Raw genomic sequence first — 25,047 nt, forward strand, 5'->3', positions numbered from 1 at the left:
TTAGGCTTATTTCTTTTTGTAAATTTGGTTTTTAATTTCTATACACTCAAAACCTTTTTCATCTAGTGTAACTACGCGTAAATATCCACCATCATCTATTTTACCCTCGCATAAAAATACTCTTTTGGCTATTTTCATAGGAAGTTTTTCTTTATTTCTGTGTCCAAAGATTTGATAAAGATTGTCCGAGGTGAAATTACAAAATTGATTTGCTACTTTTTGACTGTCTTCATATCCACCTACACCATAAATAAAGTCATGGCTTGGTATAAAACTTATTTTTTCAGGTTTGGAGGGTATAAAATTTACTCCTCCATGTGAACAAAATATGAATTTATTTTGGAATTTGTAGTATAAACATTCTTTTAGATGAGGATAGAGTTTTCTAGCATCTCTTGGAGTAAGTTTTTCTTTTCTAAAATCCTTTAAAGTATTTTCATTAAATTCTTTGGAATTTGACAATTCTCCATTAGCCCATTTTATAAGATGTCTTTCGTGATTTCCTTCTAATAAGCATACGTTTTCTTTTTCGCAAATTTTTAAAAGAAATTTTATTACTTTGCCATTTTCTATACCTCTGTTGATATAATCTCCCAAAAATATATAAAATTCATCTTCTTTGATTGTTTTAATGTATTCTTTTAAAACACTATAGCAACCTTGTAAATCTCCTATATGATGAATTTTTTTGTATTTGCTTAAATTTGGCATTTGGTAAAGACATTTTTTCCAGTCTCTTGAGTCTAAAATTGGGTATTTTTTTGGATTTTTTTTGAGCAAATCTTGAGTTTTTTCCAAAAGAGCATAAGGAATGATATATCCATTTTTTTTAGCTTCTAAAAGATTTTTTTCTTGACATTGTTTTAAAGAGCTATCAAAAACAATAACATATATTTTATAGCGATATTGTTTAGCTAAGTCTTTATAAATTTTTAATGTTTCGTTGTAAGCGTTTATGATGCTAAACTCACCTTTTTGCATACGCATTTCTAGAAGTTTGAGTAAAATTTTACTCAAATCTTCATCATTTTTAACATTTAAAATTTTATATTCACTGACTATATTTTTAACGCTTCCTGATAAAAGACGCAAAGCATTTAAATCAAGTGTATAATTTTGAAGTTTATTATTTTTGATAAATTCTTCTTGTCCTGCGTAATAATTCCCTCTTAAAACAAGTAAGATTCGCACATTCTTTGCCTAGATTTTCTTTAAAAATTCAGTTTTTAAAACAATAACGCCAAATTTATCTACTCTAGCCTCAATTTCACCTTCTTTAGAAGTGAGCTTAATATTTTTTATAGTAGTTCCACGTTTTAAAGTTGTACTTGCACCTTTAACCTTAAGATCTTTTATTACACTCACGCTATCACCTGTGTTAAGTTCTATTCCATTAGCGTCTTTAGCCATTTTTTTCCTTTCTTTGATCTAAAATATTTAAAATTTGCACCACTAAAGCAAAAGCCATAGCGGTATAAATATATGCCTTATCAATATGAATATCAAAACTTTCAGCAACTAAAACTACGCCTATTAGCACCAAAAAAGCTAAGGCTAAAATTTTAATGCTTGGATATTTTTCAACAAAATCTGCTATAGGTTTAGAAGCAAAAAGCATCACAGCTACTGCGATAATAACAGCGATAATCATGATGGTTACATCTTGAGCAATTCCTACTGCGGTAATAACACTATCAAGCGAAAACACTATGTCAATCACAGCAATTTCAGCTACAACTATCCAAAGTTTATTGCTTGCTTTAAAATGACTTTGACTTTCTTCTTGATGAGAAATTTGCTCTTTAATTTCTTTAATAGACTTTACAATCAAGAAAAGCCCACCTAGTAAAAGAACTAGATCTCTTCCTGAAATTTCATTGTCTAATACACTAAACAAAGGTGTTACAAGTTTCATCACCCAAAAAAGAGATAAAAGAAGTAAAATTCTTGTAATCATTGCAAAAGCTAAACCTAAGATACGTCCTTTATCACGATGTTCAGGGGGTAGTTTGCTTACTAAAATAGCTAAAAAAATGATATTATCTATCCCTAGTACAATTTCAAGAGCACTTAAAGTAGCTAAAGTAATCCAAGCATCAATACTAAATATCCATTCAAACATAAATTTCCTTGAAAATTTTAAAATTTTTTAAAGCGATATTTTATAGTTTTAAAGCAAATACCTTTAATTCTTTAAGAAAAAATTTCAATCACACTTAAGGGTAAAATTTCATGTTCTAGACTATGAATTTTTTCTTCAAATTCTTCAAAACTCAAATTTCTTTTTTCAAAAGCTTTTTGAGCTATAATCATTCCACCATCAAGTTCTTCACTGACCCAATGCACACTGACTCCAGCCACTTTCATATCACTTTCATAACTTTCTTTAATCGCATGTGCTCCTTTAAAAAGGGGTAATAAAGAAGGATGAAGGTTAATTGTCTTGATATTTTTTGTAAAAACAGGACTTAAAATTCTCATAAAACCTGCTAATACAGTAAGATTTGCTCCACTTTCTTTGATTTTTTGTACCAAAATCGTATCAAATTTTTCACGAGTATTATAAGCCTTATGATCAACAATTACAGTATCAAGACCAAATTTTTTTGCCCTTTGTATACCAAAAGCATCTTTTTTATTGCAAAGGCAAAGTACTACTTCATAGGTATTTTCCCCTATGGTTTTTTTATGAAGTTTTTCTAAAATATTTTCTAAATTACTTCCATTTCCACTAAAAAGTACAGCTAATTTTACAAGCATTTTAATCCTTTGATAAGTTTTAAAGCGTCAAAGCTATTTTTATTAAATTTATATTTTTTTGCAACAAGTCCATGAGCTAAAGTAGCATTTTTTGCTGCTTCTAAAGCGCTAAAACCAAAACCTAAATGTGCAGCAATCATTCCACTTAAAACATCTCCACTCCCACCTTTAGCTAAGGCTTGATTTCCTAAATTTACAACAAATAATTTTTCTTTTTGCACAATAATAGGATTTGCTCCTTTTAAAACAAGAACACAATCATAATTTTGCGAAAATTTTCTAGCATAGAAAAAGCGATTTTTTTGCAATGTTTCTATATCTAAATCCTCATCAAAGCACATTTTATAAAGTTTTATAAATTCTTTTGGATGAGGGGTTATAACAACATCTTTTCTGTTTAAATACCAAAGCAAAGCTTCACTTAAAAAGCAGTTTGCATCCAAGATCAAAGGAGTGTTTTGCAAAATTTCATCTTTTAGAAAATCCAAATTTTCAAGCCCCATACCTAAAGCAATAGCACTTGCATTATTTTCAATTTTTTCTTTTAACATCAAAAGAGGCGAGAAGCTTTTTTGCGCTACTAAAGAAACAAGACCTGCTCCAAAATTTAAGGCTCCAAGTCCTGCTAAAGTTCCAGCGCTTGCATTGGCAACTATATAAATATGGCCAAAATTTCCTTTATTGGCGTTGATTTTTCTATCTATAGTTTTTAAATCTTTTTTTTCAAGCAAAAAAGCTTGAGAATTAGAGTAAAATTTCTTAGAGCTAATGCCTAAATTGGCTATTTTAATCCTTCCTACAAATTCCTTAGCAAAATCTTCAAATAAAATTTCCTTTAAAACTCCCATACAAAGTGTAATATCAGCTTTAAAACAAGGATAAAATCCCAAATTTGTAGGTATATCACAAGCTATTTTTAAAGCCTTACTTTGATTAACTTTTTGAATAATTAAACTTGTTTTTTCATCTAAACAACGATTTGAACCTGTACCTAAAATACAATCAATGATAATATGAAATTTTTTAAAATTAGGCTCCTTTTGACAAAATTTAAAAGCATAATTTTGTAAAATTTGCTCTTGTTTTTTAAAAAGCGTATTTTCTTTAAAGCCTATTTTATAAGCTTTAGCGTGTTTTAAATTTCTTAAAGCCACCAAGCCATCTGAAGCGTTGTTACCCCCGCCTAATAAAAAAAGTATTTTTACTTTTCTAATCTTGCGTTGAATGCGAATTTTTTTAGCTTCTTTTTTAATTAGCTTGGCTAAATTTAATCCCGCATTTTCCATTAAAATAAGCTCATCTAAGCCTTTATTTATAGCATTTTGTTCTAAAATTTTTATATTATCAATAATAGCTTTCATAATCTTTTTTCACCAAAAAATATATATTTTTTTCTCTTTCTTCTTCAAATTTTTTCATTTTGGGTAAAAATTTCTGGATCAAAGCACGAAAATTCTTAAAACCATAATTTTGCGGATGAAAATCCGAGTATTTGCGGTTCATATTAGTACGGATTTGTGCGTATTCGGCACGCCCTTTTTCATCGATAAGTTGTTCGGTGATATTGATTAAAGCTCTTAAATAATCCTTACTTAAAATATCTTCTTTTTTACTCTCATCTTTATCTAAATAAAAAAATTCACTAAAGGCATTTACATAAGATTTTATAGACTTTTCAAGCCCCATTCCTATAACTTGTTTTTTATTTTCTCTTAATTTTTGAATGAGTGAAGTATAATCACTATCGCTTGAAACAATAACAAAAATATCTATATTTTTTTCATAAAATATGGACATAATTTCAGTGATTAAATACATATCGCTTGAGTTTTTGTTGGCTGCAAAATTAAATTGTTGCATAGCGATTAAAGAATATTCAGCAATTTGCTCTCTCCAACCTTGTATATTTTTTTGGGTCCAATCCCCATAAATGCGTTTAATGATAACCTCTCCGTAATCTGAAGCGATATCAAAAATACTTTTAGCGTATTTTGCAGGGATATTTTCTGCATCTATAAAGATAGCTATACTTTTATTTTCCATTTTAATTCCTTGCTCTAAAGCTTAAAGCTTCTAAAATATGGGTTTTGCTAATATTAAGACTTTGTTCTAAATCCGCTATACTTCTTGAAACTTTTAAAATTTTATTAAGCGATCGCAAAGAAAGATTATAACGTGAAATTGCTAAATCTAGCGTATCTTTGGCATCTTTTTCCAATACACAAAAACGACTTAAATCTTCATCTTTTAATTTCCCATTAAATTCTTTTTGCCCCCGTTTTTTACTAAAAATAAAAGCTTGTAAAATTTTTTCACTCATTTCTTTAGAACTTATACTCGTTTTATCATCCTTGCTGATCTCATCCATAGCTACATAAAGATCAATCCTATCCATAATAGGAGCTGAAATGTGATTTTTGTATTTTTTAATCTCATTTTCACTACAAACACAAGAAAGATTTTTGGAGAATAAATTTCCACAAGGACAAGGATTTTGGGCAGCTATAAAGCTAAATTTTGTTTCATAAGTGATTTTAGAATTTACTCTTGAAATATGAATTTTATGATCCTCTAAAGGTTCTCTTAAACTCTCTATGATTTGCTTGTTAAAATGTGGAAATTCATCAAAAAACAATACTCCACCATTTGCAAGTGCGACTTCTCCAATTCTAGCATTTTTTGTTCCTCCGCCAAAAATACTTGCTCTTGTAGAAGTATGATGAGGATGACGAAAAGCACGAATTTTAGTAAATTCACAATCTTTTGAATCTAAAGACATATAAGCATTTTGCATTAAAATTTCATTTAAACTTTGAGGAGGCATGATATAAACAAGGCGTTTAGCACACATACTTTTACCACTTCCTGGACTTCCTTCAAATAAGATATTATGCATACCTAAAGCAGCTATCATACAAGCTCTTTTGGCTTTTTCCTGCCCTTTGATGTCTTTAAAATCAAGTTTAAAATCCATATTTTGTAAAAAAATTTCATTTTCTATTTGTAAAGGGTTTGCAAATAAAGGATGATTGTGAGAAAAACGAAAATTTTCATAATTTTTTTCTTTAAAAAACTCTATTGCTTCATTTAAATTTTCAAGTCCATAAACCTCTAAATTTGGTATCATGGAAGCTTTTTGTGCTATACTTTTTGGAACAACGATCTTAGCTTTTTTAATTTTAGCAGAGAGAAACAAAAGCAAAGAAAAAAGCTCATTTGTGCTTTTAATACTTCCATCAAGTCCTAATTCTCCTACTACAAAAAAGTCATCTAATTCTTCATTTTGCAAAAGGATTAATAAAGCGATAGCCAAATCAAAATGCGATCCCTTTTTTGGGATGCCTGAAGGACTAAGATTGATAGTGATTTTTTTAGCAGGAAAAGCAAAATCACAACTTAAAAGTGTGGCTTTGATGCGTTCGACACTTTCCTTAATCGCTGTACTTGCAAGCCCTACTATGCTTAAATTTGGCAAACCTCTTGTAAAAGTGGATTCTACCTCTATAATGTCTAAGCCTTCATGAAAGCTTATGCACTTTAGTTTTTTCATTTCTCTTTTTTATGATTTTTCTTTTTTTTCTTAAATTCTTTATCGAATTTTTGACGCTTAGTAAAGGAAATTTTTTCTATAAATAAATGTCCATTTAAATGATCATTTTCGTGTTGAATAGCCACAGCTAAAAAACCTTTTGCTTCAAGTTCTTTAAATTCTCCAAAGCGATCTTGATATTTAAGCAAGATATGATTATAGCGTTTCACTTCTTCAAAAAAATCTGGCACACTCAAACACCCTTCTGTGCAAGTGATCATTTCTTCATCTAAAGGAATAATTTCAGGATTGATAATCTCTAGCAAATCTTCTTTTTTTTGTTCATCGTTTTCATCAAAAATATTTACAAGTAAAACACGCAAAGGAATATCCACTTGAATAGCTGCTAAACCTACTCCATTACTTGCTATCATAGTTTCATACATATCATCAAGCAAGGTGTGAAGTTCTGTATCAAATTTATTTACAATTTCAGAGTTTAAAAAAAGTCTAGGATTGGGATAGGTGATAATTTTTCTAACCATTAAAAAACCTTTGTTTTAAATGATCTCCAAAGAAATCATTTAAAACTTTTTTCCAAAACCTTATCAATCAGCCCATATTCTTTAGCTTCTTGTGCTGACATGAAAAAATCTCTTTCTGTATCTTTTGCTATTTTTGCAACTTTTTGCTTAGTATTTTTTGCCAAAATATCATTAAGTATAGTTTTGAGTCTTAAAATTTCTTTGGCTTGAATTTCAATATCTGTGGCTTGACCTCTAGCTCCACCTAAAGGTTGATGAATCATAATACGTGAATTAGGCAAAGCAAAACGTTTTCCTTCTGCGCCACAACTAAGCAAAAATGCTCCCATAGAAGCAGCTTGTCCTATACAAATCGTACAAACATCAGGTTTGATATAGTTCATAGTATCATAAATACTAAAACCACTTGTAATTACACCACCTGGAGAATTGATATAAAGATAAATATCTTTTGTAGGATCTTCAGCTTCTAAAAAAAGAAGTTGTGCTACGATAGAAGCGGCAAGTTCATCATGAATTTCACCACTTAGCATAATAATTCTATCTTTTAAAAGGCGTGAATAAATGTCATAACTTCTTTCACCACGACTAGATTTTTCAATAACATAAGGAATAAACATTATTTATCTTCTTTCTCTTTTTTGCTCACTTTTTCCGATTTTTCTGTTTTTGGTATAAAAATATCATTAAAAAGTTTTTCTTCAATTAAAGCCATTTTCACAGCAGGCAAAGCTCCTTGTTTTTTATAGTTTTCTAAATGCTCTTTTGGATTCATACCATAGCGATATGCTTCAAAATAAATCGCTTGAATCAATTCTTGATCATTTACTTCAATCTTACGCAATTTTGCAAGTTCATCAATGATAAAAGTAAGTTTTACACTTTTTTGTGCTTCTTCTTTAAAAGAATCACGTTTTTCTTGATATTTTTCTTTACTTGCTTTAAGCTCTTCAATTTCTTTTTCGCTAAAAGTATTAAAAGCCGCACGCATCTGCATATCAGTTTCTTGTTCTACTATGCCTTTAGGTAAATCAAAATTATATTTTTCAATCAAAGCATCTGCAAATTTGCCTTTTAATTCATCATTTACAAGTTTGAAAAGTTTTTCATTTTTGATTTGCTCTTTTAATTTTTCATCTAAAACTTCAACACTAGCTTTTTCTTCTCCTGGTAAAAGTTTTTTAAGCATTTCATCATCAAGTTCTGGAATTTTAAGCTCTTGAATTTCATGTAGTTTTACTTTAAATACTGCATCTTTACCCGCTAAATGCGCTGCGCCGTATTCTTTAGGGAAAGTTACTTTGATATCTTTTTCTTCACCTATTTTCATTCCCACCATACCATCTTCAAAACCTGGAATAAATTGCTTAGAACCAATTTCTAAAACATAATTTTCAGCTTTACCACCTTCAAAAGCTTTATCATCTACAAAACCTTCAAAATCAAATTTTGCAAAATCACCTTCTTTTAAAGCTCTTTTTGTTTTTATAGCTTCAGGAGTAGCAAAACGCTTTAAAAGTTCATCTTTTTTCTCATCAATTTCTTTTTTACTTACTTTTGGAGTTTGATATTCAGGGATGAGTTTTTCATAACCCTCAAGTTTGATTTCAGGTTTAAAAGAAAGTATTAATTCAGCAATAATTTCTCCATCTTTACGATCAAATTTTTCAAAATATGGCTCACCTACAAGCTCTTTATTTTCTTTTTTAAGTTCTTGTAAAGCGCTATTTACAGCGGATTTAAAAAGATTTTGTTCTGCATCTTGAGTGAGCTCTCTTTCATATCTTTTAAGTACGGCACTTACAGGAACTTTTCCTGGTCTAAACCCATCCATTTTTACACTTTTAGAAGCTTTTTTTGCTAAATTTTCTACTTCACTTTTGATCATTCCTGAAGGAATTTTTACACTAGCAGTCGCATTAACAGAATCTAGTTGCTTTGCCTTTACTTCCATAGTTTTTTCCTTATAAAATAAAATTTGCCTTCAATGATAGCAAATTTTTCCTTATTACTTGCATAAAATTTTAAAGTAATTTATGATAAAATTGCAATATTACATTAATTATTAAAATATAAAAAATATTTTTGGAGAAAAATTTGCAAAAAAAATTTGAAGATTGTGTTAAAACCATACTTGGAATTATAGGAGAAAATCCAAATCGTGAAGGGCTTATTAAAACGCCAAATCGTGTTTTTAAAGCTTATGAATTTCTTACTAGTGGTTATACGCAAAATGTCAAAGAAATTTTAAATGACGCTTTATTTGAAAGTTCTAATAATGAAATGGTTTTAGTGCGTGATATAGAATTTTACAGTCTTTGCGAACATCATCTTTTGCCTTTTTTTGGGCGTGCTCATGTAGCCTATATCCCTAATAAAAAAGTAGTAGGTTTAAGCAAAATTCCACGCCTTGTAGAAGTGTTTGCAAGAAGACTTCAAATTCAAGAACAACTTACTGAACAAATCGCACAAGCTTTAATGGAAAATGTCGATGCAAAAGGTGTGGGTGTAGTCATAGAAGCAAGACATATGTGTGTTGAAATGCGTGGAGTGCAAAAAGCTAATTCCACCACTACAACTTCAGCTTTACGTGGAATTTTCTTAAAAAATGAAAAAACCAGAGAGGAATTTTTTTCTCTCATAAACTCTGCTAAACAGGTAAGATTTTAATGAATCTTGAAAAACTACGCTCCAAACTTGGCAAAGAAAATTTAAGTGCTATTTTTGGAGAGATTACAAAAATTTCTGCTACAAGTATAGAAATTCGTGGGCTTAAAACAGGGGTTGGAGATATAGTGAAGTTAGTTTCTAATGAAAATGAAAATTTAAACACTCTAGCTATGGTTGTAGAAATCAAAGAACAATTTAGCTATTTAAGCCCATTTTCTTTTATAGAAGGTTTTAAAATAGGCGATCGTGCTTTTATAAGTGATGCAGGTATGCAAATAGGCGTTAGCGATGAACTTTTAGGCAGGGTAGTAGATCCTTTTATGCGTCCAAAAGATGGTAAAGGAGCTATAGAAGCAACCAAATATATGCCTATAATGCGTGCACCTATTGATGCCATGAAAAGAGGGCTTATAGAAGAAGTTTTTCCCGTGGGTGTTAAAACCATAGACGCGCTTTTAACTTGTGGTGTAGGACAAAAACTTGGTATTTTTGCAGGAAGTGGGGTAGGAAAATCCACTCTTATGGGAATGATAGTTAAAAATTCCAAAGCTCCTATAAAAGTAGTGGCACTCATAGGAGAAAGGGGGCGTGAAATTCCTGAATTTATACAAAAAAATTTAGGCGGAAAGCTCGATGATACAGTGATTATTGTTGCTACAAGTGATGATAGTGCTTTGATGCGTAAATACGGTGCTTTTTGCGCAATGAGTGTGGCAGAATACTTTAAAGAACAGGGCAAAGATGTACTTTTTATCATGGATAGTGTAACGCGTTTTGCTATGGCGCAAAGAGAAATAGGACTAGCTCTTGGGGAGCCTCCTACAACCAAAGGTTATCCGCCAAGTGTTTTAAGTCTTTTGCCTCAACTCATGGAAAGAACCGGTAAAGAAGAAGGTAAAGGCACTATAACAGCCTTTTTTACCGTTTTAGTGGATGGTGATGATATGAGCGATCCAATCGCCGATCAAAGTCGTTCTATCTTAGATGGACACATTGTTTTAAGCCGTGAATTAACAGACTTTGGAATTTATCCTCCTATTAATATACAAAACTCTGCTTCAAGGGTAATGAGCGATATTATAAGTCCTGAACATAAACTTTGGGCAAGAAAATTTAAGCGTTTAAACTCGCTTTTAAAAGAAAATGAAGTATTGCTTCGCATCGGTGCTTATCAGAAAGGAAGTGATAAAGAACTTGATGAAGCTATTTCTAAAAAAGAATTTATGCAAAAATTCTTAGGACAAAATCCTGAAGAAAGCTTCGAATTTAATCAAACTTTAGAGCTTTTAAGTCAAATTGATACACCAAATACTCCTTTGCCACCAACTCAAAATATAAATGTAGGAAGTGCAAGTGCAACTTTGCCTAATCCTAATTTAAAATAAAATTATTTAATAAAATAATCTCCATCAAAACTGATTAAAGAATATTTCCTTTCATCGCCTATGCTTTGAGTTAGCTCTTCTATGCTTAAAAAACTTAGCGTATCAGCTTCTACATATTCACGCACTTCTTCAGCATTTTTATTTGCACTGATAAGTTCTTCAAAAGTTGGAGTATCTATGCCATAAGTATCAGGAAATTTGATCTCAGGACAAGCTATGGCAAGATGGATTTTGCTCGCTCCTGCAGTACGAAGCAAAGAAATTATTTTTTTAGAAGTAGTGCCACGCACCAAGCTATCATCAATGACTACGATTTCTTTGCCTTCTAAAACTTTACGCATAGGATTAAGTTTTAATTTTACTTTTAAATTTCTAAGCTCTTGAGTTGGCTCTATAAAAGTTCTTCCTACATAATGATTTCTTACTATTGCCATTTCAAGAGGGATTTGTAAATATTGCGCAAAACCTATAGCTGCACTTACTCCACTATCTGGCACAGGCACGACAAAGTCTGCTTTATAAGCAAATTTTTTAGCTAAAGCTTCGCCCATTTTTTTACGCACTTCATACACGCTTTTGCCTTCTACTATACTATCAGGTCTAGCAAAATAAATGTATTCAAAAGCGCAAATTCTAGGAGTTTGAGAAAAAAGTTCTATGCTTTCAAATTTATCATTTCCCTGAGTAAAAATAAGCATTTCCCCTGGTTTAACATCACGAATAAATTCAGCCTCTATAAGATCAAAAGCACAAGTTTCACTAGCAACTATATAGCCTCCATCTTTTAAACGCCCTAAAGACAAAGGACGCACCCCATGAGGATCTCTTACAACATAAAGTTTATCTTTGCTTGCTAAAACAAAACAATAAGCTCCTATACATTCTTTTAAACTCTCAATAAATCTATCTTTTAGACTTTCTTGCTTACTTCTTGCGATAAGATGGACAACATTTTCTGTATCCATATTGGTTTGAAAAATAGCCCCATCTTGAATAAGTCTTGATCTTACCTCTTCTTTATTGACTAAATTTCCATTATGCGCTAAAGCAATATCACCTAAAACCGAAGTAGCTGCTATGGGCTGAGCGTCATTTAAACTTGAATTTCCTGCTGTAGAATAGCGATTATGCCCTATAGCGATTTCACCTTCTAAAGTTTTTAAATTATCGGGATTAAAAATTTGACTCACTTCACCTTTGGCTTTAATAGTCTTAATATTTTTACCATTACTCACACTAATACCACTTGCCTCTTGCCCACGGTGTTGCATAGCAAAAAGCGCATAATACGCATAAGTACTAGCATTTTTTGAATTAATAACTCCTACAACTGCACACATTTTAAATTCCTAAAAAATCATTGATTGAATACATTTTTGCTTCTTGCTTGCTAAGCCAAATAGCGATTTTAATCGCACCTTTAGCAAAAGTCGCCCTTGAAGTAGCGGTATGATTAAGTTCTAAAAATTCTCCATCTTCATAAAAACCTACTGTATGACGTCCTACTATATCGCCACCCCTTAAACTCATCACGGCAATCTCATCTTTGCTTCTTTCACCTATAATGCCATCTCTTCCACTTACTCTTACTTTTTCAAGTTCTAAATTTCTAGCTTTTGCTACACTTTGAGCTAAAGTCATAGCTGTACCACTTGGTGCATCTTTTTTATGGCGATGATGCATTTCTAAAATTTCTATATCAAAATTTCTTAGCATTTGACTGGCTTTACTAGCAAGATAGTTTAAAACCGCAACACCTAAAGACATATTGGTCGCATAAAAAATCGGCATCACTTCACTAGCACTTTGCATCAAATGTAAAATTTTCTCATCAAGCCCTGTTGTACCTATTACCAAAGGTTTAGGCATAGTTCTTGCATAATTTAAAAGCTCATGAGTTCCACTTGGGGAAGAAAAATCAATAATCACATCGCTTTTTTCAAAAAGCTCTCCTAAATTTCCACCCTTATCATAAAGTATCGAAATTTGTGCTTGTGTTTCGCTTTTTAAACATTCTTCAATCTGTTTTCCCATTCGTCCTTTAGCGCCATAAATTCCTATTTTAATCATCTTTTTCCTTGAAAATAAAATATTGATTTTAGCATTTATTTTGTAAATTTTAAATAATAAAATTAAGCTTTATGGTTTTTTAATTTATATAAATTATCTAACAATTTTGCTTCTTCTCCTAAGCCCTTGCTATGATAAAATTTTAAATTTTTACTAAGATATTTTTGCTCTACCCGGCCACCAAAATCATGTGGATAAAGATAGTTTTGTTTTTCTTGATGATTGTTGTTAAGATAATTAGGTATTTCTAAAGCTTCATTATTTTTTACATAGTTTAAAGCTTCATTGATAGCTTTGTAGCTTGCATTAGATTTGATTGTGCTTGCTAAATAAACTACGCATTGGGCTAGGATAATTCTTGCTTCAGGATAACCTATATTTTTAACAGCCTCTAGAGTCGAAACCGCTAAATTTAAAGCATTTGGATCGGCATTTCCGATATCTTCACTTGAAAAAATCACCAAACGCCTAGCGATAAAATCCGCACTTTCTCCTGCATCAATAAGTCTTGCAAGATAATAAATAGCTGCATCAACGTCACTTCCGCGTAAACTTTTTATCATTGCACTTGCTAAAATATAATGTGTATCTTTTGAGCTAACACCTTCACTATTTATGGTGTTGCGAAGTTTTTTAAGATTTTCAAGACTGATATGTTTTTCATCTAAAACCAAGACAAATTCAAGCAAATTTAGCATAGCTCTTGCATCAGCACTTTTCAGTAGAAAATCTTTAGCTTCTTTATCAATACTAAATTTCATTTTTTCTTGTACACGCAAGAGTAAAGTTTCAAGTTCCTTTACCCCTAAAGATTTAAATTCAAAAAGCATGGAACGACTTCTTATACCAGAACTTAAAACAAAATAGGGATTTTCAGTGCTTGCGCCGATTAAAATTAAACGGTAATTTTCCATAGGAATTAAAAGCATTTCTTGTTGGGTTTTGCTAAGGCGGTGAATTTCATCAATAAAAATTAAAGGCTTATAAAGACTATTTTTATAATTATCTAAAATTTTTCTTAGTTCTTCGAGTTTAAAATTTCCTCCATCAAATTCATAACAATCTAAGCCAAATTCTTTGGCTACAACTCTAGCAAAAGTTGTTTTTCCAGAACCTGCCGTTCCAAAAAAAATACTATGAGGAAGTTTTTGTAAAGCAGTAAATTTTTTGAAAATTTCTATAAGCTCATATTGTCCTAAAATATCATCAAAATTTTCAGGGCGAAAGGTCAAAGCTAGGCTCATTAATTTAAATCCATATTTGAAAATTCACTACCATTAATTTTTAGTTGAGGATTGGCTAAGCTATCATAAGATAAATTTAGAAAAAAGTTATTATTTTCTTTTAAAAAATATTGATTTAAACCTCCATAATCTTTTGTCCAAGGAAAAATTTCATCAGGCTCATCTGAACTGATAACTTGTAATTTTGCTTGATAAGAGTTGTTAATATTTAAATTGCCTTGTAGACTGATATTTTGTTTATTTTTTTCAAGAATTAAATTTTGTATTTCTAGATCAAGATTTTTTTGAATAAAATGAGAGATATTGAAATTTGAGTTAAGAAATTTATTTATGGTTATATTAAATTTTGTTTTGTCAAAATTTAAATTCTGACCCAATAAAGATTTAAGATCAATATCAATTTCATTGGATTTTCCTTGTATGTTTAAGTTTATTGTTGAATTTTCTTCATTAAAATTTACTAGATTTTTGCTATAAAAAGAATTGATTTTATTGTTATCTAACACAAGATAATCAAAGTTGATTTGTTGTTGGCTTTTGCTAAATAAATTTAATTCATAAAATTGTACAGGATTGTTAAAAAATTGTTCGTAATTTAAATTTTGCAACACAAATTTAGTATAAAATTGAGAAAAATTAATCATATCAAAATGTATTTTAATGTTTTTAATTTCTAAATTTTTATTCATTAAAGCTTCAATATATCCGCCGTTTATGATGGTATCTCCACCTTCATTGCTTAAATTTATATCTTTAATATTTAGAAATATTTTAGAGTTGTTATCGTGTAATTTGAGAGTAAAAGTTCCTAATTTATTGTTTTTTAACACTTTATCTAAAAAATCAAAAGGATTTGTAAAATTTCCTTTTATAATTTTATTTAAGAAAAAATAATTATTAAATTTAAGGTTGATTTTGGTTGAAAGCTGTGTATGAGAGTGATTTAAAGTAAAACTTCCTTTAGAGGTTAAAAAACCTTTTTTGAAGTAAATATCTGTAATTGTATAATCAGGATTGCTGTTTTTAATAAATTTATTAAATAAAAGTTCGTTAGTGTATCCTATATAAAATATATGAATAATAAAACCTAATATAAAACAAAAAACAATAAAAATCCATTTTTTCATTATTTGCCTTAGATGAAAATATAAGTGTTATTTTATAAATTGCTTGTTAAAAAAGAGTTTAAATTTTTATTTAAGAGTAATGAAGTAGTTTGCCGAAGAATGATTTTTATAAATCCCTTGTTAAGGGATTTATATTAATAAGCTTTTTTATAACATTGAATTTCAATTTTTCTAGCTACTGGAATAGCCTGAGTATTTGGTGTAGCAGGTATTCCATAAGAAATTTTACTTTCTAAAAAATTTCCAACCTGTAAATCTTTAAAAGTTCCATCTTTATCTGTTCCAAAAATACCACAATCATCCATTTCTATTTCGGTATTTGGTAGAACTTTTATAGCCATTTGTCCGCCATAAATAGAGTCAATAAGCAAGGTTTTATTGTTATCATAAATTTGTGCAATAGTACCTTCAAGTTTTAGACTATCTGCAAAAAGCATTGAGCTAGCTAAAAGTGCTGATGCGAATAAAATACTTTTTTTCATAATTATTTCTCCTTAATGTAAAGTGATGACATTATAAAATTTTTAAGTGAAGTGAATGTGAAATTAAAAATTTTTGACTTTCATAAAATTAATACGCTTTAATTATTTTCAAAAAAAGCTTGTGGAAAAAGATATAAACCTTCATTAAAAGGAGCTTTGATTAGAGTGTATTGAAGATGAAATGGGGTAATGGAGTTAATAGATTGTTCTAAAAAAGTAGTGCAGTAAAAAGCATCTTTATCTGTACTTATGATAAATTTTCTGCCTAAATGTTCCAAAGCTTTAGCAACTATTTTTTGTTTGGTTTTTTCATCAAATTTTAATCTTTTAATAGCAATTTTATGACTCAGTTTTAAAAAATCATCCATAGAGCTTAAGATAACTTGGTTTTTAGCATTTTTGTCATCATCTGTTGTAGCATGTATGAGTATAGTTGGAGAAGTTTTAACTACCATAGCGATATGAGAATAAGGGCTTTGACTTAAATTTTCTATTAAAAAACTTTCACTTCCTATTCCTGCACGAAAGACAAGATCACCTATTTCAAGAAAAGGTAGATAGGGTTTTTTGATGATTTGATTTGAAGGATTGGAATTTATAAAGAAACCCAAAATTCCAATCAATAAAAATAAAATTAAGAAAAAATATAAAATTTTATTTAAGTAAAACAAGCCATTTTCTATCTTTTTTAGCAAGAAAAACATTGCTGCTTTGATTATTATCATTGTTAAATAACACTAAAACTCTGATTTTAGCAGAATCTTTATTGATTGTTTTTTCTTCAATTTGAATATCTTTAACACCACCCATTCTTTTTGCTTTGGCTGCATTTTCAGCAACAACTTGAGTGATTTTATCACTAACAAATGTTTTTTCTTCATCGCTTTTAGCTTCGCTAAGATCAATGTAACTCATAACAGATTTAGTATCACCACTGTAAAGATCTTTTGTAAAATTTTTAGCTAAATCTTCAGGATTTGAAGAACCGCAAGTCACTAAAAAAAAGTAACTAAAGCCAAGAAAGAAAGTTTAAAAAATTTCATTTTTTTCTTTTGATAGTATAAATTAAAATATTCATAATTATAGCAAAATAATTCAAAATTATTTTTTTATTCTTGTTTATAATGGTTACATTAGAAAATATATTTTTTTAAAAAGCTATAAATTTAAACACATATAAGTTGGAGTTAAAATATCCTATTTTATTATCGAATAAAAATGATACAAAAGGATAGGATATGGAAATTTTTTTAGCTTTATTGGGTTTTTTCTCGTTAGGATTGATAGTTTGGCTTTTGCTAAAAGATTATACTACTCCAGCACTAGCTTTTATAAGTGTAAGTATTAGTGTAGCTTGTATTTTACTTATTCTTGAACGGCTTGGTTTTGGCGTGGGTGTAGCTTTAGGGGTTAAAGGAGGTGTTTTTGATATTAAAACATTGGTTGTTTTTATTAAAGATGGAGTCAAAAGCGTAACGGATACGGCAGCTTTGTTTGTTTTTTCTATACTCTTTTTTAGTGTTTTAAATACAAGTGGTTTTTTTACTAAAATTTTAAATGCATTTTTATCAAAAATGAAAGCTAATATATATCAAGTTTGCATTCTTACTGTTTTTATTGCTGCTGCTGTACATTTAGATGGTTCGGGTGCTTCTACTTTTCTTATTGTAATACCTGCATTATTACCTATTTATGAGCGTTTAAGTATAAGAAAGACTTCAATGTTATTGATTATTACTTCAGCTATGGGGGTTATGAATGTTATTCCTTGGGGTGGTCCTACTTTAAGAGCGGCTACTAATATAGGAATGGATGCAAATTTGCTTTGGCACCATATTATACCTATTCAGATTGTAGGTTTAGTATTATCCCTTCTTTTGGCAATTTGGATTGCTAAGATAGAAATAAAAAGAGGCGCAGGCGCAGGTAACTTGTCGGGAATAAAATTAAATATAGAAAAAAGCGAGCACCATAATGAAAAATGGTTTTGGTTAAATTTACTTGTAACTATTGGGGTTATTGGGCTTTTAATTAGTGGTATTATTCCTAGTTATATTTGCTTTATGATAGGGCTTGTAATAATTTTACCGCTTAATTATCCTAATTTAAAAATAGCTAAAAAAGTTTTAGATCGTGCAAGTGCTGGTGCAATGCTTATGTATATTACTTTAATTGGTGCTGGGATATTAATAGGCGTATTTGATAAAAGTGGTATTATGGAGAAAATGGGTGTTTTGATTTTAAATTTCGTTCCAGATTATTTAGGTACTTATATTCCTTTAATGGTAGGGATATTGGCTGTTCCAATGGCAATTATTTTTTGTACGGATTCTTATTTTTATGGAGTGATGCCTATAGTTTTGAGTGTAACTAAGGCTTTTGGTGCTGAACCTTTGACTATAGCTATTATCATGGTGATAGCAAGAAATTGTGCGACATTTATTTCTCCTGTTGTACCTGCAACTTTGCTAGGTTGTGGTTTAGCAGAGGTTAATATTAGAGATCATATCAAAAGAAGCTTTTTTTATATATGGGGTATAAGTATTATTTGCTTGATTTTTGCTGAGGTAGCTGGGATAATATAATTAAAATAAAAGAACTTTTGATTTTTCAATGATTAGCTCATTGTTTTATGATATTTTTGAGTCAAAAATTTATAAAAATATAAGCGTTTTTTTGTATTATTTTATTTTACTTTAGAGAAAAATTATAAATTTAAACTTATAAGAATATTTTTTAAGTTGAAAGTAAAATTTTAAAACGGAGAAATGATGTACAAAAAACAAAATTTACCAGAACTTACCTTAAGGGGTTTGATTTTGGGAAGTATTTTAACTATTATTTTTACAGCTTCAAATGTATATTTGGGGTTAAAAGTGGGACTTACTTTTTCATCATCAATTCCAGCTGTGGTCATCTCCATGGCGGTTTTGAGTCTTTTTAAGACTTCAAATATTTTAGAAAATAATATGGTTCAAACTCAAGCTTCAGCAGCAGGAACTTTATCATCAGTTATTTTTGTTATCCCAGGGCTTTTTATGTGTGGGTATTGGAGTGAATTTCCACTCTGGCAAACTTTTATGATATGTCTTTGTGGTGGCGGACTTGGAGTGCTTTTTACTATACCATTAAGAAGGACTATGGTGGTTGAAAGCAAGCTTGCTTATCCTGAAGGTAGAGCTGCAGCTGAAATTTTAAAAGTAGCCAATAAAGATCAGAGTAGTAAAAAAGGAAAACAAGGCATTAAAGAAATAGCATTAGGCTCTTTTATAGCTGCTATTTTTAGTTTGTTAAGCAATGGTTTTAAACTCGCTGCAAGTGAGAGTAATTTTGCTTTTATTTGGAATAAAATGGCTTTTGGTTTTTCTATGGGATATTCTTTGGCACTTTTAGGGGCAGGTTATTTAGTTGGTTTAGCAGGTGCTATAGCTCTTTTTGTAGGTATGTTTTTAGCTTGGGGTATTTTTACTCCCTATCTTTCAAATTTTGAATTCGATAGTGCAAAAAATGCCGTAGATTTAGCTTCTAGTGTATGGAGTTCTAAAGTAAGGCTTATAGGAACAGGAGCTATTGCTATAGCAGCGCTTTGGACTTTAATAGAACTTTTAAAACCCGTTATTGAAGGTATTAAAGAAATTGTTAAAAATGTTAAAATTACTAATCAAGAAAAAAATGAAAGAACAAATATAGACCTTTCTTTAAAAAGTATTTTTATACTTTTTGTTTTAATGGTTGCGGGTTTATTTATTACTTTTTATAGTTTTGTTGAAGATGCTAACTTAAGTATTTATTATCAAATGCTATTTTCATTTGTTGGAACTTTAGTTTCTGTTTTAATAGGTTTTTTTGTTGCAGCAGCTTGCGGATATATGGCAGGACTTGTAGGATCTTCTTCTAGTCCTATTTCTGGAATCGGACTTATTGGTGTTATTATTTCTTCTATTGTTTTTTTGGTTTTAGGTGTGGAACTTTTTCAAGATCCTATGCTTTCTAAATTTGCAGTAGCATTAGCTATTTTTACTACTAGTGTTATTTTAGCTACAGCTGCTATTTCGAATGATAATTTACAAGATTTAAAGACAGGACATTTAGTCGGAGCTACTCCTTGGAAACAACAAGTTGCTTTACTTGTAGGCTGTGTTTTTGGTGCTTTGGCTATAGTTCCTGTTTTAAATTTGCTTTATCAAGCCTATGGTTTTGTCGGAGCAATGCCAAGAGAAGGTATGGATGCTTCATCAGCTTTAGCAGCACCGCAAGCAAATTTAATGAGCACTATCGCCCAAGGAATTTTTCATCACAATATAGAGTGGGGTTATATGGCTTTTGGTGTATTTGTAGGAATTTTAATGATTATTATAGATAAAATTTTAAAAGGAACACAGAAAATGTCTTTGCCGCCTTTAGCCGTTGGAATAGGTATTTACCTTCCCCCTGCTGTAAATATACCTTTAGTTATAGGCGGAATTTTAAAATATATTGTAATGCAACACTTGACTAAAAAATATGCAAAAAATTCTCATAAAGAAGAAAAACTTGCAAGTTGTGAGCAAAGAGGCACGCTTTTTGCTTCAGGGCTTATAGTGGGTGAAAGTATTTTTGGGGTAATTATCGCAGGAATTACTGTATTTTCAGTAAGTATGGATGGTAGTGAAAATCCTTTAGCTTTAAATTTAGCAAATTTTCATGATAGCGAGCTTTTCGCACTTATCTTTTTTGTGGGAGTTGTATTATATTTTATTAAGCGTATTGTTAAAAAAGATGCTTAATTTTTGGGGTTAAAACCCCATTTAATCCATTCTGATATAATTTTTCTTTTGCAATTATCATTCAAGGATTAAAATGGAAAATTTATATGCTTTAATACTTGGAATTATAGAAGGTCTGACTGAGTTTTTACCTGTTTCTTCAACAGGACATATGATTTTAGGTACGACTATTTTAGGTATTGATATAGATGAGTTTTGGAAAAGTTTTTTGATTATCATCCAGCTTGGTTCTATTTTGGCGGTAATTTTTGTATTTTGGCGTAAATTGTTTCAAGGGCTTGATATTTGGTTAAAACTTGCAGTGGGATTTTTTCCTACTGGAGTTATAGGGCTTTTTGTGGCAAAATACTTAAATGCTTTATTTAATGGTTGGGTTGTGGTTGGAATGCTCATTTTTGGTGGTGTTGTGCTTATTCTTATAGAACTTGCGCACAAAAATAAACAATATCGTATCAATTTCTTAGAAGAAATAAGTTTTAAACAAGCTTTTTGTATAGGTATTTTTCAATCTTTAGCCATGATTCCTGGCACTTCAAGAAGTGGAGCAAGTATTATTGGTGGGCTTTTGTTAGGATTTAATAGAAAAGTGGCTGCTGAATTTAGTTTTTTGCTTGCTATTCCAACGATGATTATTGCTACAGCTTATAGTATTTATAAAGAGCCTGAATTACTGAGTAATGCAAATTCTTTAATTCCTTTAGGCATAGGTTTTATCACTGCTTTTGTTGTTGCGGTTTTAGTTATAAAATTTTTCTTAAAATTTATTTCTAAATTTGACTTTATCCCTTTTGGAATTTATCGCATTATTTTAGGATTTATTTTCTTTTATTTGTATTATAGTGGGATTTTAAATACTGGAAGTGAATTTAAGCTATAAATAAATATTAAATTTATTCTAAGATTTTTTTAAAAATAAGCTGAATTTCAAAAATAATTAAGTCTTAGAAAGTTAAAATTAGAACTTTATAAACACTCACAGGGTAAGTGAGCGACAAAGGGTTAAAAATATGGAAAAAGAAGTTATTGCGTATTTGGACAATGAGACAATAATTGACTCTCAAAGTGTGAAAAATACAAATTTAAAAGAAATTTATTTTGATAATTCTAAAGAAAGTTTAGAGGTAATCCGTCATTCTTGTGCGCATTTAATGGCACAGGCGATTAAGAGTTTGTATCCTGAAGCTAAATTTTTCGTTGGTCCTGTTATAGAAGATGGATTTTATTATGATTTTCGTGTGGAAAGTAAGATTGGCGAAGAAGATTTAGTAAAAATTGAAAAAAAGATGAAAGAACTTGCTGAAGCAAAGATTGAAATTTTAAAATATGAAATCACAAAAAACGAAGCTTTGGCTAAATTTCAAAATGATGATTTAAAACAAGAAGTTTTATTGCGTATTCCTGATGGAGCTGTAAGTATTTATAAACAAGGTGAATTTGAAGATTTGTGTCGTGGTCCTCATGTGCCAAATACGAAATTTTTACGCTTTTTTAAACTCACTCGTGTTGCAGGAGCGTATTTGGGTGGCGATGAAAAAAGAGAAATGCTTACTCGAATTTATGGTACCGCTTTTGCAGATAAGGAAAGTTTAAAAGAGTATTTAACCATTATTGAAGAAGCTAAAAAACGCGATCATAGAAAGCTTGGAACAGAGCTTAAGCTTTTTACTTTTGATGATGAGATCGGAGGAGGTCTTCCTATTTGGTTGAGTAACGGTGCAAGACTTAGATCTAAACTTGAACATATGCTTTATAAGATCCATCGTTTACGTGGTTATGAGCCTGTGCGTGGGCCTGAACTTTTAAAAGCAGATGCATGGAAAATCAGTGGGCATTATGCAAACTATAAAGAAAATATGTATTTTACACAAATTGATGAACAAGAATATGGCATTAAGCCTATGAACTGTGTGGGACATATTAAAATTTATCAAAGTGATGTAAGAAGTTATCGTGATTTGCCTTTGAAATTTTTTGAATACGGCGTGGTACATCGTCATGAAAAAAGTGGCGTTTTGCATGGACTTTTTAGAGTGAGAGAATTCACTCAAGATGATGCACATATTTTTTGTATGCCAAGTCAGATTAAAGAGCAGGTTTTAGAAATTTTAGCTTTTGTGGATAATTTGATGAAATTATTTGATTTTAGCTATGAAATGGAAATTTCAACTAAACCTGAAAAAGCCATAGGTGATGATGAAATTTGGGAAATAGCGACTAAGGCTTTAAAAGAAGCTTTAGATGAACAAGGTTTAAAATACGGTATTGATGAAGGTGGCGGGGCTTTTTATGGGCCAAAGATTGATATTAAAATCACCGATGCTTTAAAAAGAAAGTGGCAATGTGGAACCATACAAGTAGATTTTAACCTGCCAAGTCGTTTTAAACTTGAATACACTGATAGTGATAATGAAAAAAAACAACCTGTAATGTTGCATCGTGCGATTTTAGGTTCTTTTGAAAGATTTATAGGAATTTTAACCGAGCATTGTGCGGGTGAGTTTCCATTTTTTATCGCACCAACTGCGGTGGGTATAGTGCCAATAGGCGAAGCACATATTGCTTACGCAAAAGAAATTCAAAAAGAATTATTAGAGCTTAATATCGATAGCGAGGTGTATGAAAAAAATGAGAGCTTAAGTAAAAAAATTCGTATCGCTGAAAAGCAAAAATTACCTATGATTTTAGTTTTAGGCGATGATGAGGTGGCAAAGCGTAGCGTTGCTTTAAGAGATAGAAGAGCTAAAGAACAAAAAAATCTTAGCTTGGACGAATTTATTAAATTAGTTAAGGAGAAAATGAGTGAGGTACACTTTTGAGTAAAGAAAAAGAAGTATTGCTCAATGAAGAAATAAGAGCGGATGAAATCAGATGTGTTGGCGATGATGGCAAAGTTTATGGTATTATCAGTAGTGATGAAGCTTTAGAAATTGCAAATCGTTTAGGACTTGATCTTGTAATGATAGCTGCAGATGCTAAGCCACCTGTTTGCAAGATCATGGACTATGGTAAATTCCGTTATCAACAAGAGAAAAAACAAAAAGAAGCAAAGAAAAAACAAAAAGTGATTGATATAAAAGAAATCAAACTTTCTGTAAAAATTGCTCAAAATGATATTAATTACAAGGTAAAACATGCTTTAGAATTTTTAGAACAAGGTAAGCATGTGAGATTTCGTGTGTTCTTAAAAGGACGTGAAATGGCAACTCCTGAAGCAGGTGTAGCTTTGCTTGAAAAAATTTGGACTATGATAGAAAATGAAGCTAATCGTGACAAAGAGCCAAATTTTGAAGGTCGTTATGTAAATATGCTTGTAACTCCAAAAAAAGCTTAATCCACTTTTGTGGATAAGGCTTTTAAAGGTTTTAAATTTTGAAAGAAAATCCTTCTTTTTTAAAAGAGCAAATTATAACTTATCTTGGAAATAAAAGAGCGCTTTTAAGTTTTTTAAATAAGGGCTTTAAGGTAGCTAAAAAAGAACTTGGTAAAGATAAATTTAGTTTTTGTGATATATTTAGTGGCTCAGGTGTTGTAAGTCGTTTTGCAAAAGCGCACTCAAATTATATTTTAGCCAATGATTTAGAGGATTATTCAAAACTCATCAATGAGTGTTATCTTGCTAATAAAGACAAAGATTTACTTCAAAATATAAAAAAGTATTATAAAAATTTAATCCAAAATTTAGATTTTCAAAAAGGTTTTATCAGTGAGCTTTATGCTCCAAAAGATGATGATGATATTAAAAAAAATGAAAGGGTTTTTTATACTTTTAAAAATGCTTTATATCTTGATACTATAAGGCAAAAAATCGAAAATGAAATTCCAAAAGAATTGAGGCATTTCTTTATAGCTCCTTTGATTTATGAAGCCAGTGTTCATTCAAATACTAGCGGAGTTTTTAAAGGTTTTTATAAGGGTAAGGATGGCATCGGAAAATTTGGTGGCGAAGGACAAAATGCACTTAAACGCATTAAAGGAGAAATAGAGCTTAAAATGCCTATTTTTTCAAATTTTTCTTGTGAATTTGAAGTGATGCAAAAGGATGCAAACATGCTTGCAAAAGAACTTGATTTTTTTGATGTAGTGTATCTTGACCCCCCTTATAATCAGCACCCTTATAGTTCTAATTATTTTATGCTAAATTTAATTGCAAATTATAAAAAACCTGAAGAAATTTCTAAAATCAGTGGCATTCCAAAGGATTGGAACCGCAGTACTTTTAATAAGTCAAAATTTGCCCAAGATGCTTTATTTGAACTTATTAATGATTTAAAAGCAAGAGTGATTTTACTTTCTTATAATTGTGAAGGTTTTGTAAAAAAAGAAATTTTTTTAAAGCGCTTAAGCACTCTTGGAAAATGCCGGATTTTAGAGCAAAAATATAATACTTTTAGAGCTTCTCGCAATCTTAAAAATCGCAATATCCATCTTCATGAGCAACTTTATATTTTAGTTAAAAATTAGTTTTTCGT

The 25,047-nt window shown here is 30.3% G+C and carries 25 protein-coding genes; 8 read left to right on the plus strand and 17 right to left on the minus strand.

Annotated features, from left to right (window positions below; all coding sequences use genetic code 11):
• Positions 1 to 6: 6 nt before the first annotated feature.
• The 10 genes from FBF22_RS00915 to tig form a co-directional block, all read right to left on the minus strand.
• Positions 7 to 1,191, minus strand: a complete 1,185-nt coding sequence (locus tag FBF22_RS00915; RefSeq protein ID WP_002851935.1) for a metallophosphoesterase — start codon at positions 1,189 to 1,191, stop codon at positions 7 to 9.
• A 9-nt stretch (positions 1,192 to 1,200) separates the two neighbouring features.
• Positions 1,201 to 1,410 carry an alkylphosphonate utilization protein gene (locus FBF22_RS00920; RefSeq protein WP_002851709.1) on the minus strand — a complete coding sequence of 70 codons (210 nt, stop codon included), beginning with the start codon at positions 1,408 to 1,410 and terminating at the stop codon, positions 1,201 to 1,203.
• Positions 1,403 to 2,122 carry a TerC family protein gene (locus FBF22_RS00925; RefSeq protein ID WP_002900759.1) on the minus strand — a complete coding sequence of 240 codons (720 nt, stop codon included), beginning with the start codon at positions 2,120 to 2,122 and terminating at the stop codon, positions 1,403 to 1,405. Before FBF22_RS00925 ends, FBF22_RS00920 begins: the two co-directional genes overlap by 8 nt.
• 71 nt (positions 2,123 to 2,193) lie before the next feature.
• Positions 2,194 to 2,760, minus strand: coding sequence for a phosphoribosylglycinamide formyltransferase (gene purN, locus FBF22_RS00930; protein ID WP_002900760.1), 567 nt, complete (start codon positions 2,758 to 2,760; stop codon positions 2,194 to 2,196).
• A complete protein-coding gene (locus FBF22_RS00935; RefSeq protein ID WP_004307574.1) occupies positions 2,751 to 4,121 on the minus strand; it encodes a bifunctional ADP-dependent NAD(P)H-hydrate dehydratase/NAD(P)H-hydrate epimerase in 1,371 nt (456 codons plus the stop codon). Before FBF22_RS00935 ends, purN begins: the two co-directional genes overlap by 10 nt.
• Complete coding sequence (locus FBF22_RS00940; RefSeq protein WP_002826913.1) at positions 4,105 to 4,803, minus strand: NYN domain-containing protein; 699 nt, start codon at positions 4,801 to 4,803, stop codon at positions 4,105 to 4,107. Before FBF22_RS00940 ends, FBF22_RS00935 begins: the two co-directional genes overlap by 17 nt.
• Before the next feature lies 1 nt (position 4,804).
• Entirely contained in the window at positions 4,805 to 6,310 is a 1,506-nt protein-coding gene (locus tag FBF22_RS00945) for a YifB family Mg chelatase-like AAA ATPase (protein WP_002869505.1), read from the minus strand.
• Positions 6,307 to 6,834, minus strand: a complete 528-nt coding sequence (gene def / locus FBF22_RS00950) for a peptide deformylase (RefSeq protein ID WP_002917788.1) — start codon at positions 6,832 to 6,834, stop codon at positions 6,307 to 6,309. Before def ends, FBF22_RS00945 begins: the two co-directional genes overlap by 4 nt.
• A 35-nt stretch (positions 6,835 to 6,869) precedes the next feature.
• A complete protein-coding gene (clpP, locus tag FBF22_RS00955; protein WP_002806309.1) occupies positions 6,870 to 7,454 on the minus strand; it encodes an ATP-dependent Clp endopeptidase proteolytic subunit ClpP in 585 nt (194 codons plus the stop codon).
• Positions 7,454 to 8,788: a trigger factor gene (gene tig, locus FBF22_RS00960; RefSeq protein WP_002851938.1), complete on the minus strand. Its 1,335-nt coding sequence runs from the start codon at positions 8,786 to 8,788 to the stop codon at positions 7,454 to 7,456. Before tig ends, clpP begins: the two co-directional genes overlap by 1 nt.
• Positions 8,789 to 8,931: 143 nt before the next feature.
• Between tig and folE the strand changes: the two genes are divergently transcribed.
• Positions 8,932 to 9,504: a GTP cyclohydrolase I FolE gene (gene folE, locus FBF22_RS00965; RefSeq protein WP_004307579.1), complete on the plus strand. Its 573-nt coding sequence runs from the start codon at positions 8,932 to 8,934 to the stop codon at positions 9,502 to 9,504.
• Positions 9,504 to 10,889, plus strand: coding sequence for a flagellar protein export ATPase FliI (fliI, locus tag FBF22_RS00970; RefSeq protein WP_002851735.1), 1,386 nt, complete (start codon positions 9,504 to 9,506; stop codon positions 10,887 to 10,889). The genes folE and fliI overlap by 1 nt, the downstream gene beginning before the upstream one ends.
• A 2-nt stretch (positions 10,890 to 10,891) precedes the next feature.
• Here fliI and purF read toward each other — a convergent pair whose 3' ends face one another.
• The 7 genes from purF to FBF22_RS01005 all read right to left on the minus strand — a co-directional run bounded on the left by purF (position 10,892) and on the right by FBF22_RS01005 (position 16,808).
• Positions 10,892 to 12,229, minus strand: coding sequence for an amidophosphoribosyltransferase (purF, locus tag FBF22_RS00975; protein WP_004307582.1), 1,338 nt, complete (start codon positions 12,227 to 12,229; stop codon positions 10,892 to 10,894).
• 1 nt (position 12,230) lies between these two features.
• A complete protein-coding gene (gene dapB, locus FBF22_RS00980) occupies positions 12,231 to 12,959 on the minus strand; it encodes a 4-hydroxy-tetrahydrodipicolinate reductase (RefSeq protein ID WP_004307584.1) in 729 nt (242 codons plus the stop codon).
• A gap of 62 nt (positions 12,960 to 13,021) precedes the next feature.
• Positions 13,022 to 14,203, minus strand: coding sequence for an AAA family ATPase (locus tag FBF22_RS00985; protein WP_004307586.1), 1,182 nt, complete (start codon positions 14,201 to 14,203; stop codon positions 13,022 to 13,024).
• On the minus strand, positions 14,203 to 15,330 hold the full coding sequence (locus tag FBF22_RS00990; protein WP_002869065.1) for a hypothetical protein: 1,128 nt from the start codon (positions 15,328 to 15,330) through the stop codon (positions 14,203 to 14,205). The genes FBF22_RS00985 and FBF22_RS00990 overlap by 1 nt, the downstream gene beginning before the upstream one ends.
• A 134-nt stretch (positions 15,331 to 15,464) precedes the next feature.
• The gene (locus tag FBF22_RS00995; RefSeq protein ID WP_002867117.1) at positions 15,465 to 15,812 is read right to left on the minus strand and encodes a hypothetical protein; all 348 of its coding nucleotides are present in this window, start codon (positions 15,810 to 15,812) and stop codon (positions 15,465 to 15,467) included.
• Between the two features lie 98 nt (positions 15,813 to 15,910).
• Positions 15,911 to 16,483 carry a YiiX/YebB-like N1pC/P60 family cysteine hydrolase gene (locus FBF22_RS01000; RefSeq protein ID WP_002825721.1) on the minus strand — a complete coding sequence of 191 codons (573 nt, stop codon included), beginning with the start codon at positions 16,481 to 16,483 and terminating at the stop codon, positions 15,911 to 15,913.
• Complete coding sequence (locus FBF22_RS01005) at positions 16,467 to 16,808, minus strand: DUF4878 domain-containing protein (RefSeq protein ID WP_002900777.1); 342 nt, start codon at positions 16,806 to 16,808, stop codon at positions 16,467 to 16,469. Before FBF22_RS01005 ends, FBF22_RS01000 begins: the two co-directional genes overlap by 17 nt.
• A gap of 242 nt (positions 16,809 to 17,050) precedes the next feature.
• On the opposite strand from FBF22_RS01005, the gene FBF22_RS01010 reads away from it, so the two are divergent.
• The 6 genes from FBF22_RS01010 (at position 17,051) to FBF22_RS01035 (ending at position 25,039) form a co-directional block, all read left to right on the plus strand.
• Positions 17,051 to 18,397, plus strand: a complete 1,347-nt coding sequence (locus FBF22_RS01010) for an SLC13 family permease (protein ID WP_165433274.1) — start codon at positions 17,051 to 17,053, stop codon at positions 18,395 to 18,397.
• A 183-nt stretch (positions 18,398 to 18,580) separates the two neighbouring features.
• Positions 18,581 to 20,578 carry an oligopeptide transporter, OPT family gene (locus FBF22_RS01015; RefSeq protein ID WP_079264875.1) on the plus strand — a complete coding sequence of 666 codons (1,998 nt, stop codon included), beginning with the start codon at positions 18,581 to 18,583 and terminating at the stop codon, positions 20,576 to 20,578.
• Between the two features lie 73 nt (positions 20,579 to 20,651).
• Positions 20,652 to 21,455, plus strand: coding sequence for an undecaprenyl-diphosphate phosphatase (locus FBF22_RS01020; RefSeq protein ID WP_004307596.1), 804 nt, complete (start codon positions 20,652 to 20,654; stop codon positions 21,453 to 21,455).
• Positions 21,456 to 21,585: 130 nt separating this feature from the next.
• The gene (thrS, locus tag FBF22_RS01025) at positions 21,586 to 23,394 is read left to right on the plus strand and encodes a threonine--tRNA ligase (protein ID WP_002882272.1); all 1,809 of its coding nucleotides are present in this window, start codon (positions 21,586 to 21,588) and stop codon (positions 23,392 to 23,394) included.
• Complete coding sequence (gene infC / locus FBF22_RS01030) at positions 23,391 to 23,909, plus strand: translation initiation factor IF-3 (protein WP_002851726.1); 519 nt, start codon at positions 23,391 to 23,393, stop codon at positions 23,907 to 23,909. The genes thrS and infC overlap by 4 nt, the downstream gene beginning before the upstream one ends.
• 38 nt (positions 23,910 to 23,947) lie before the next feature.
• Positions 23,948 to 25,039, plus strand: a complete 1,092-nt coding sequence (locus FBF22_RS01035; protein WP_002869494.1) for a DNA adenine methylase — start codon at positions 23,948 to 23,950, stop codon at positions 25,037 to 25,039.
• The last annotated feature ends 8 nt before the right edge of the window (positions 25,040 to 25,047 follow it).

Source organism: Campylobacter sp. CFSAN093260, assembly GCF_012890095.1.
Classification (GTDB): Bacteria; Campylobacterota; Campylobacteria; order Campylobacterales; family Campylobacteraceae; genus Campylobacter_D; species Campylobacter_D jejuni.

Coding starts and splice junctions, on each gene's coding strand:
- FBF22_RS00985 (WP_004307586.1), bottom strand. CDS start 14,203: ATGAGCCTAGCTTTGACCTTTCGCCCTGAAAATTTTGATGATATTTTA.
- fliI (WP_002851735.1), top strand. CDS start 9,504: ATGAATCTTGAAAAACTACGCTCCAAACTTGGCAAAGAAAATTTAAGT.
- FBF22_RS00990 (WP_002869065.1), bottom strand. CDS start 15,330: ATGAAAAAATGGATTTTTATTGTTTTTTGTTTTATATTAGGTTTTATT.
- FBF22_RS00945 (WP_002869505.1), bottom strand. CDS start 6,310: ATGAAAAAACTAAAGTGCATAAGCTTTCATGAAGGCTTAGACATTATA.
- purN (WP_002900760.1), bottom strand. CDS start 2,760: ATGCTTGTAAAATTAGCTGTACTTTTTAGTGGAAATGGAAGTAATTTA.
- dapB (WP_004307584.1), bottom strand. CDS start 12,959: ATGATTAAAATAGGAATTTATGGCGCTAAAGGACGAATGGGAAAACAG.
- FBF22_RS01020 (WP_004307596.1), top strand. CDS start 20,652: ATGGAAAATTTATATGCTTTAATACTTGGAATTATAGAAGGTCTGACT.
- FBF22_RS00940 (WP_002826913.1), bottom strand. CDS start 4,803: ATGGAAAATAAAAGTATAGCTATCTTTATAGATGCAGAAAATATCCCT.
- thrS (WP_002882272.1), top strand. CDS start 21,586: ATGGAAAAAGAAGTTATTGCGTATTTGGACAATGAGACAATAATTGAC.
- FBF22_RS00920 (WP_002851709.1), bottom strand. CDS start 1,410: ATGGCTAAAGACGCTAATGGAATAGAACTTAACACAGGTGATAGCGTG.
- purF (WP_004307582.1), bottom strand. CDS start 12,229: ATGTGTGCAGTTGTAGGAGTTATTAATTCAAAAAATGCTAGTACTTAT.
- FBF22_RS00925 (WP_002900759.1), bottom strand. CDS start 2,122: ATGTTTGAATGGATATTTAGTATTGATGCTTGGATTACTTTAGCTACT.
- FBF22_RS01015 (WP_079264875.1), top strand. CDS start 18,581: ATGATGTACAAAAAACAAAATTTACCAGAACTTACCTTAAGGGGTTTG.
- clpP (WP_002806309.1), bottom strand. CDS start 7,454: ATGTTTATTCCTTATGTTATTGAAAAATCTAGTCGTGGTGAAAGAAGT.
- FBF22_RS01010 (WP_165433274.1), top strand. CDS start 17,051: ATGGAAATTTTTTTAGCTTTATTGGGTTTTTTCTCGTTAGGATTGATA.
- FBF22_RS00935 (WP_004307574.1), bottom strand. CDS start 4,121: ATGAAAGCTATTATTGATAATATAAAAATTTTAGAACAAAATGCTATA.
- tig (WP_002851938.1), bottom strand. CDS start 8,788: ATGGAAGTAAAGGCAAAGCAACTAGATTCTGTTAATGCGACTGCTAGT.
- FBF22_RS00995 (WP_002867117.1), bottom strand. CDS start 15,812: ATGAAAAAAAGTATTTTATTCGCATCAGCACTTTTAGCTAGCTCAATG.
- def (WP_002917788.1), bottom strand. CDS start 6,834: ATGGTTAGAAAAATTATCACCTATCCCAATCCTAGACTTTTTTTAAAC.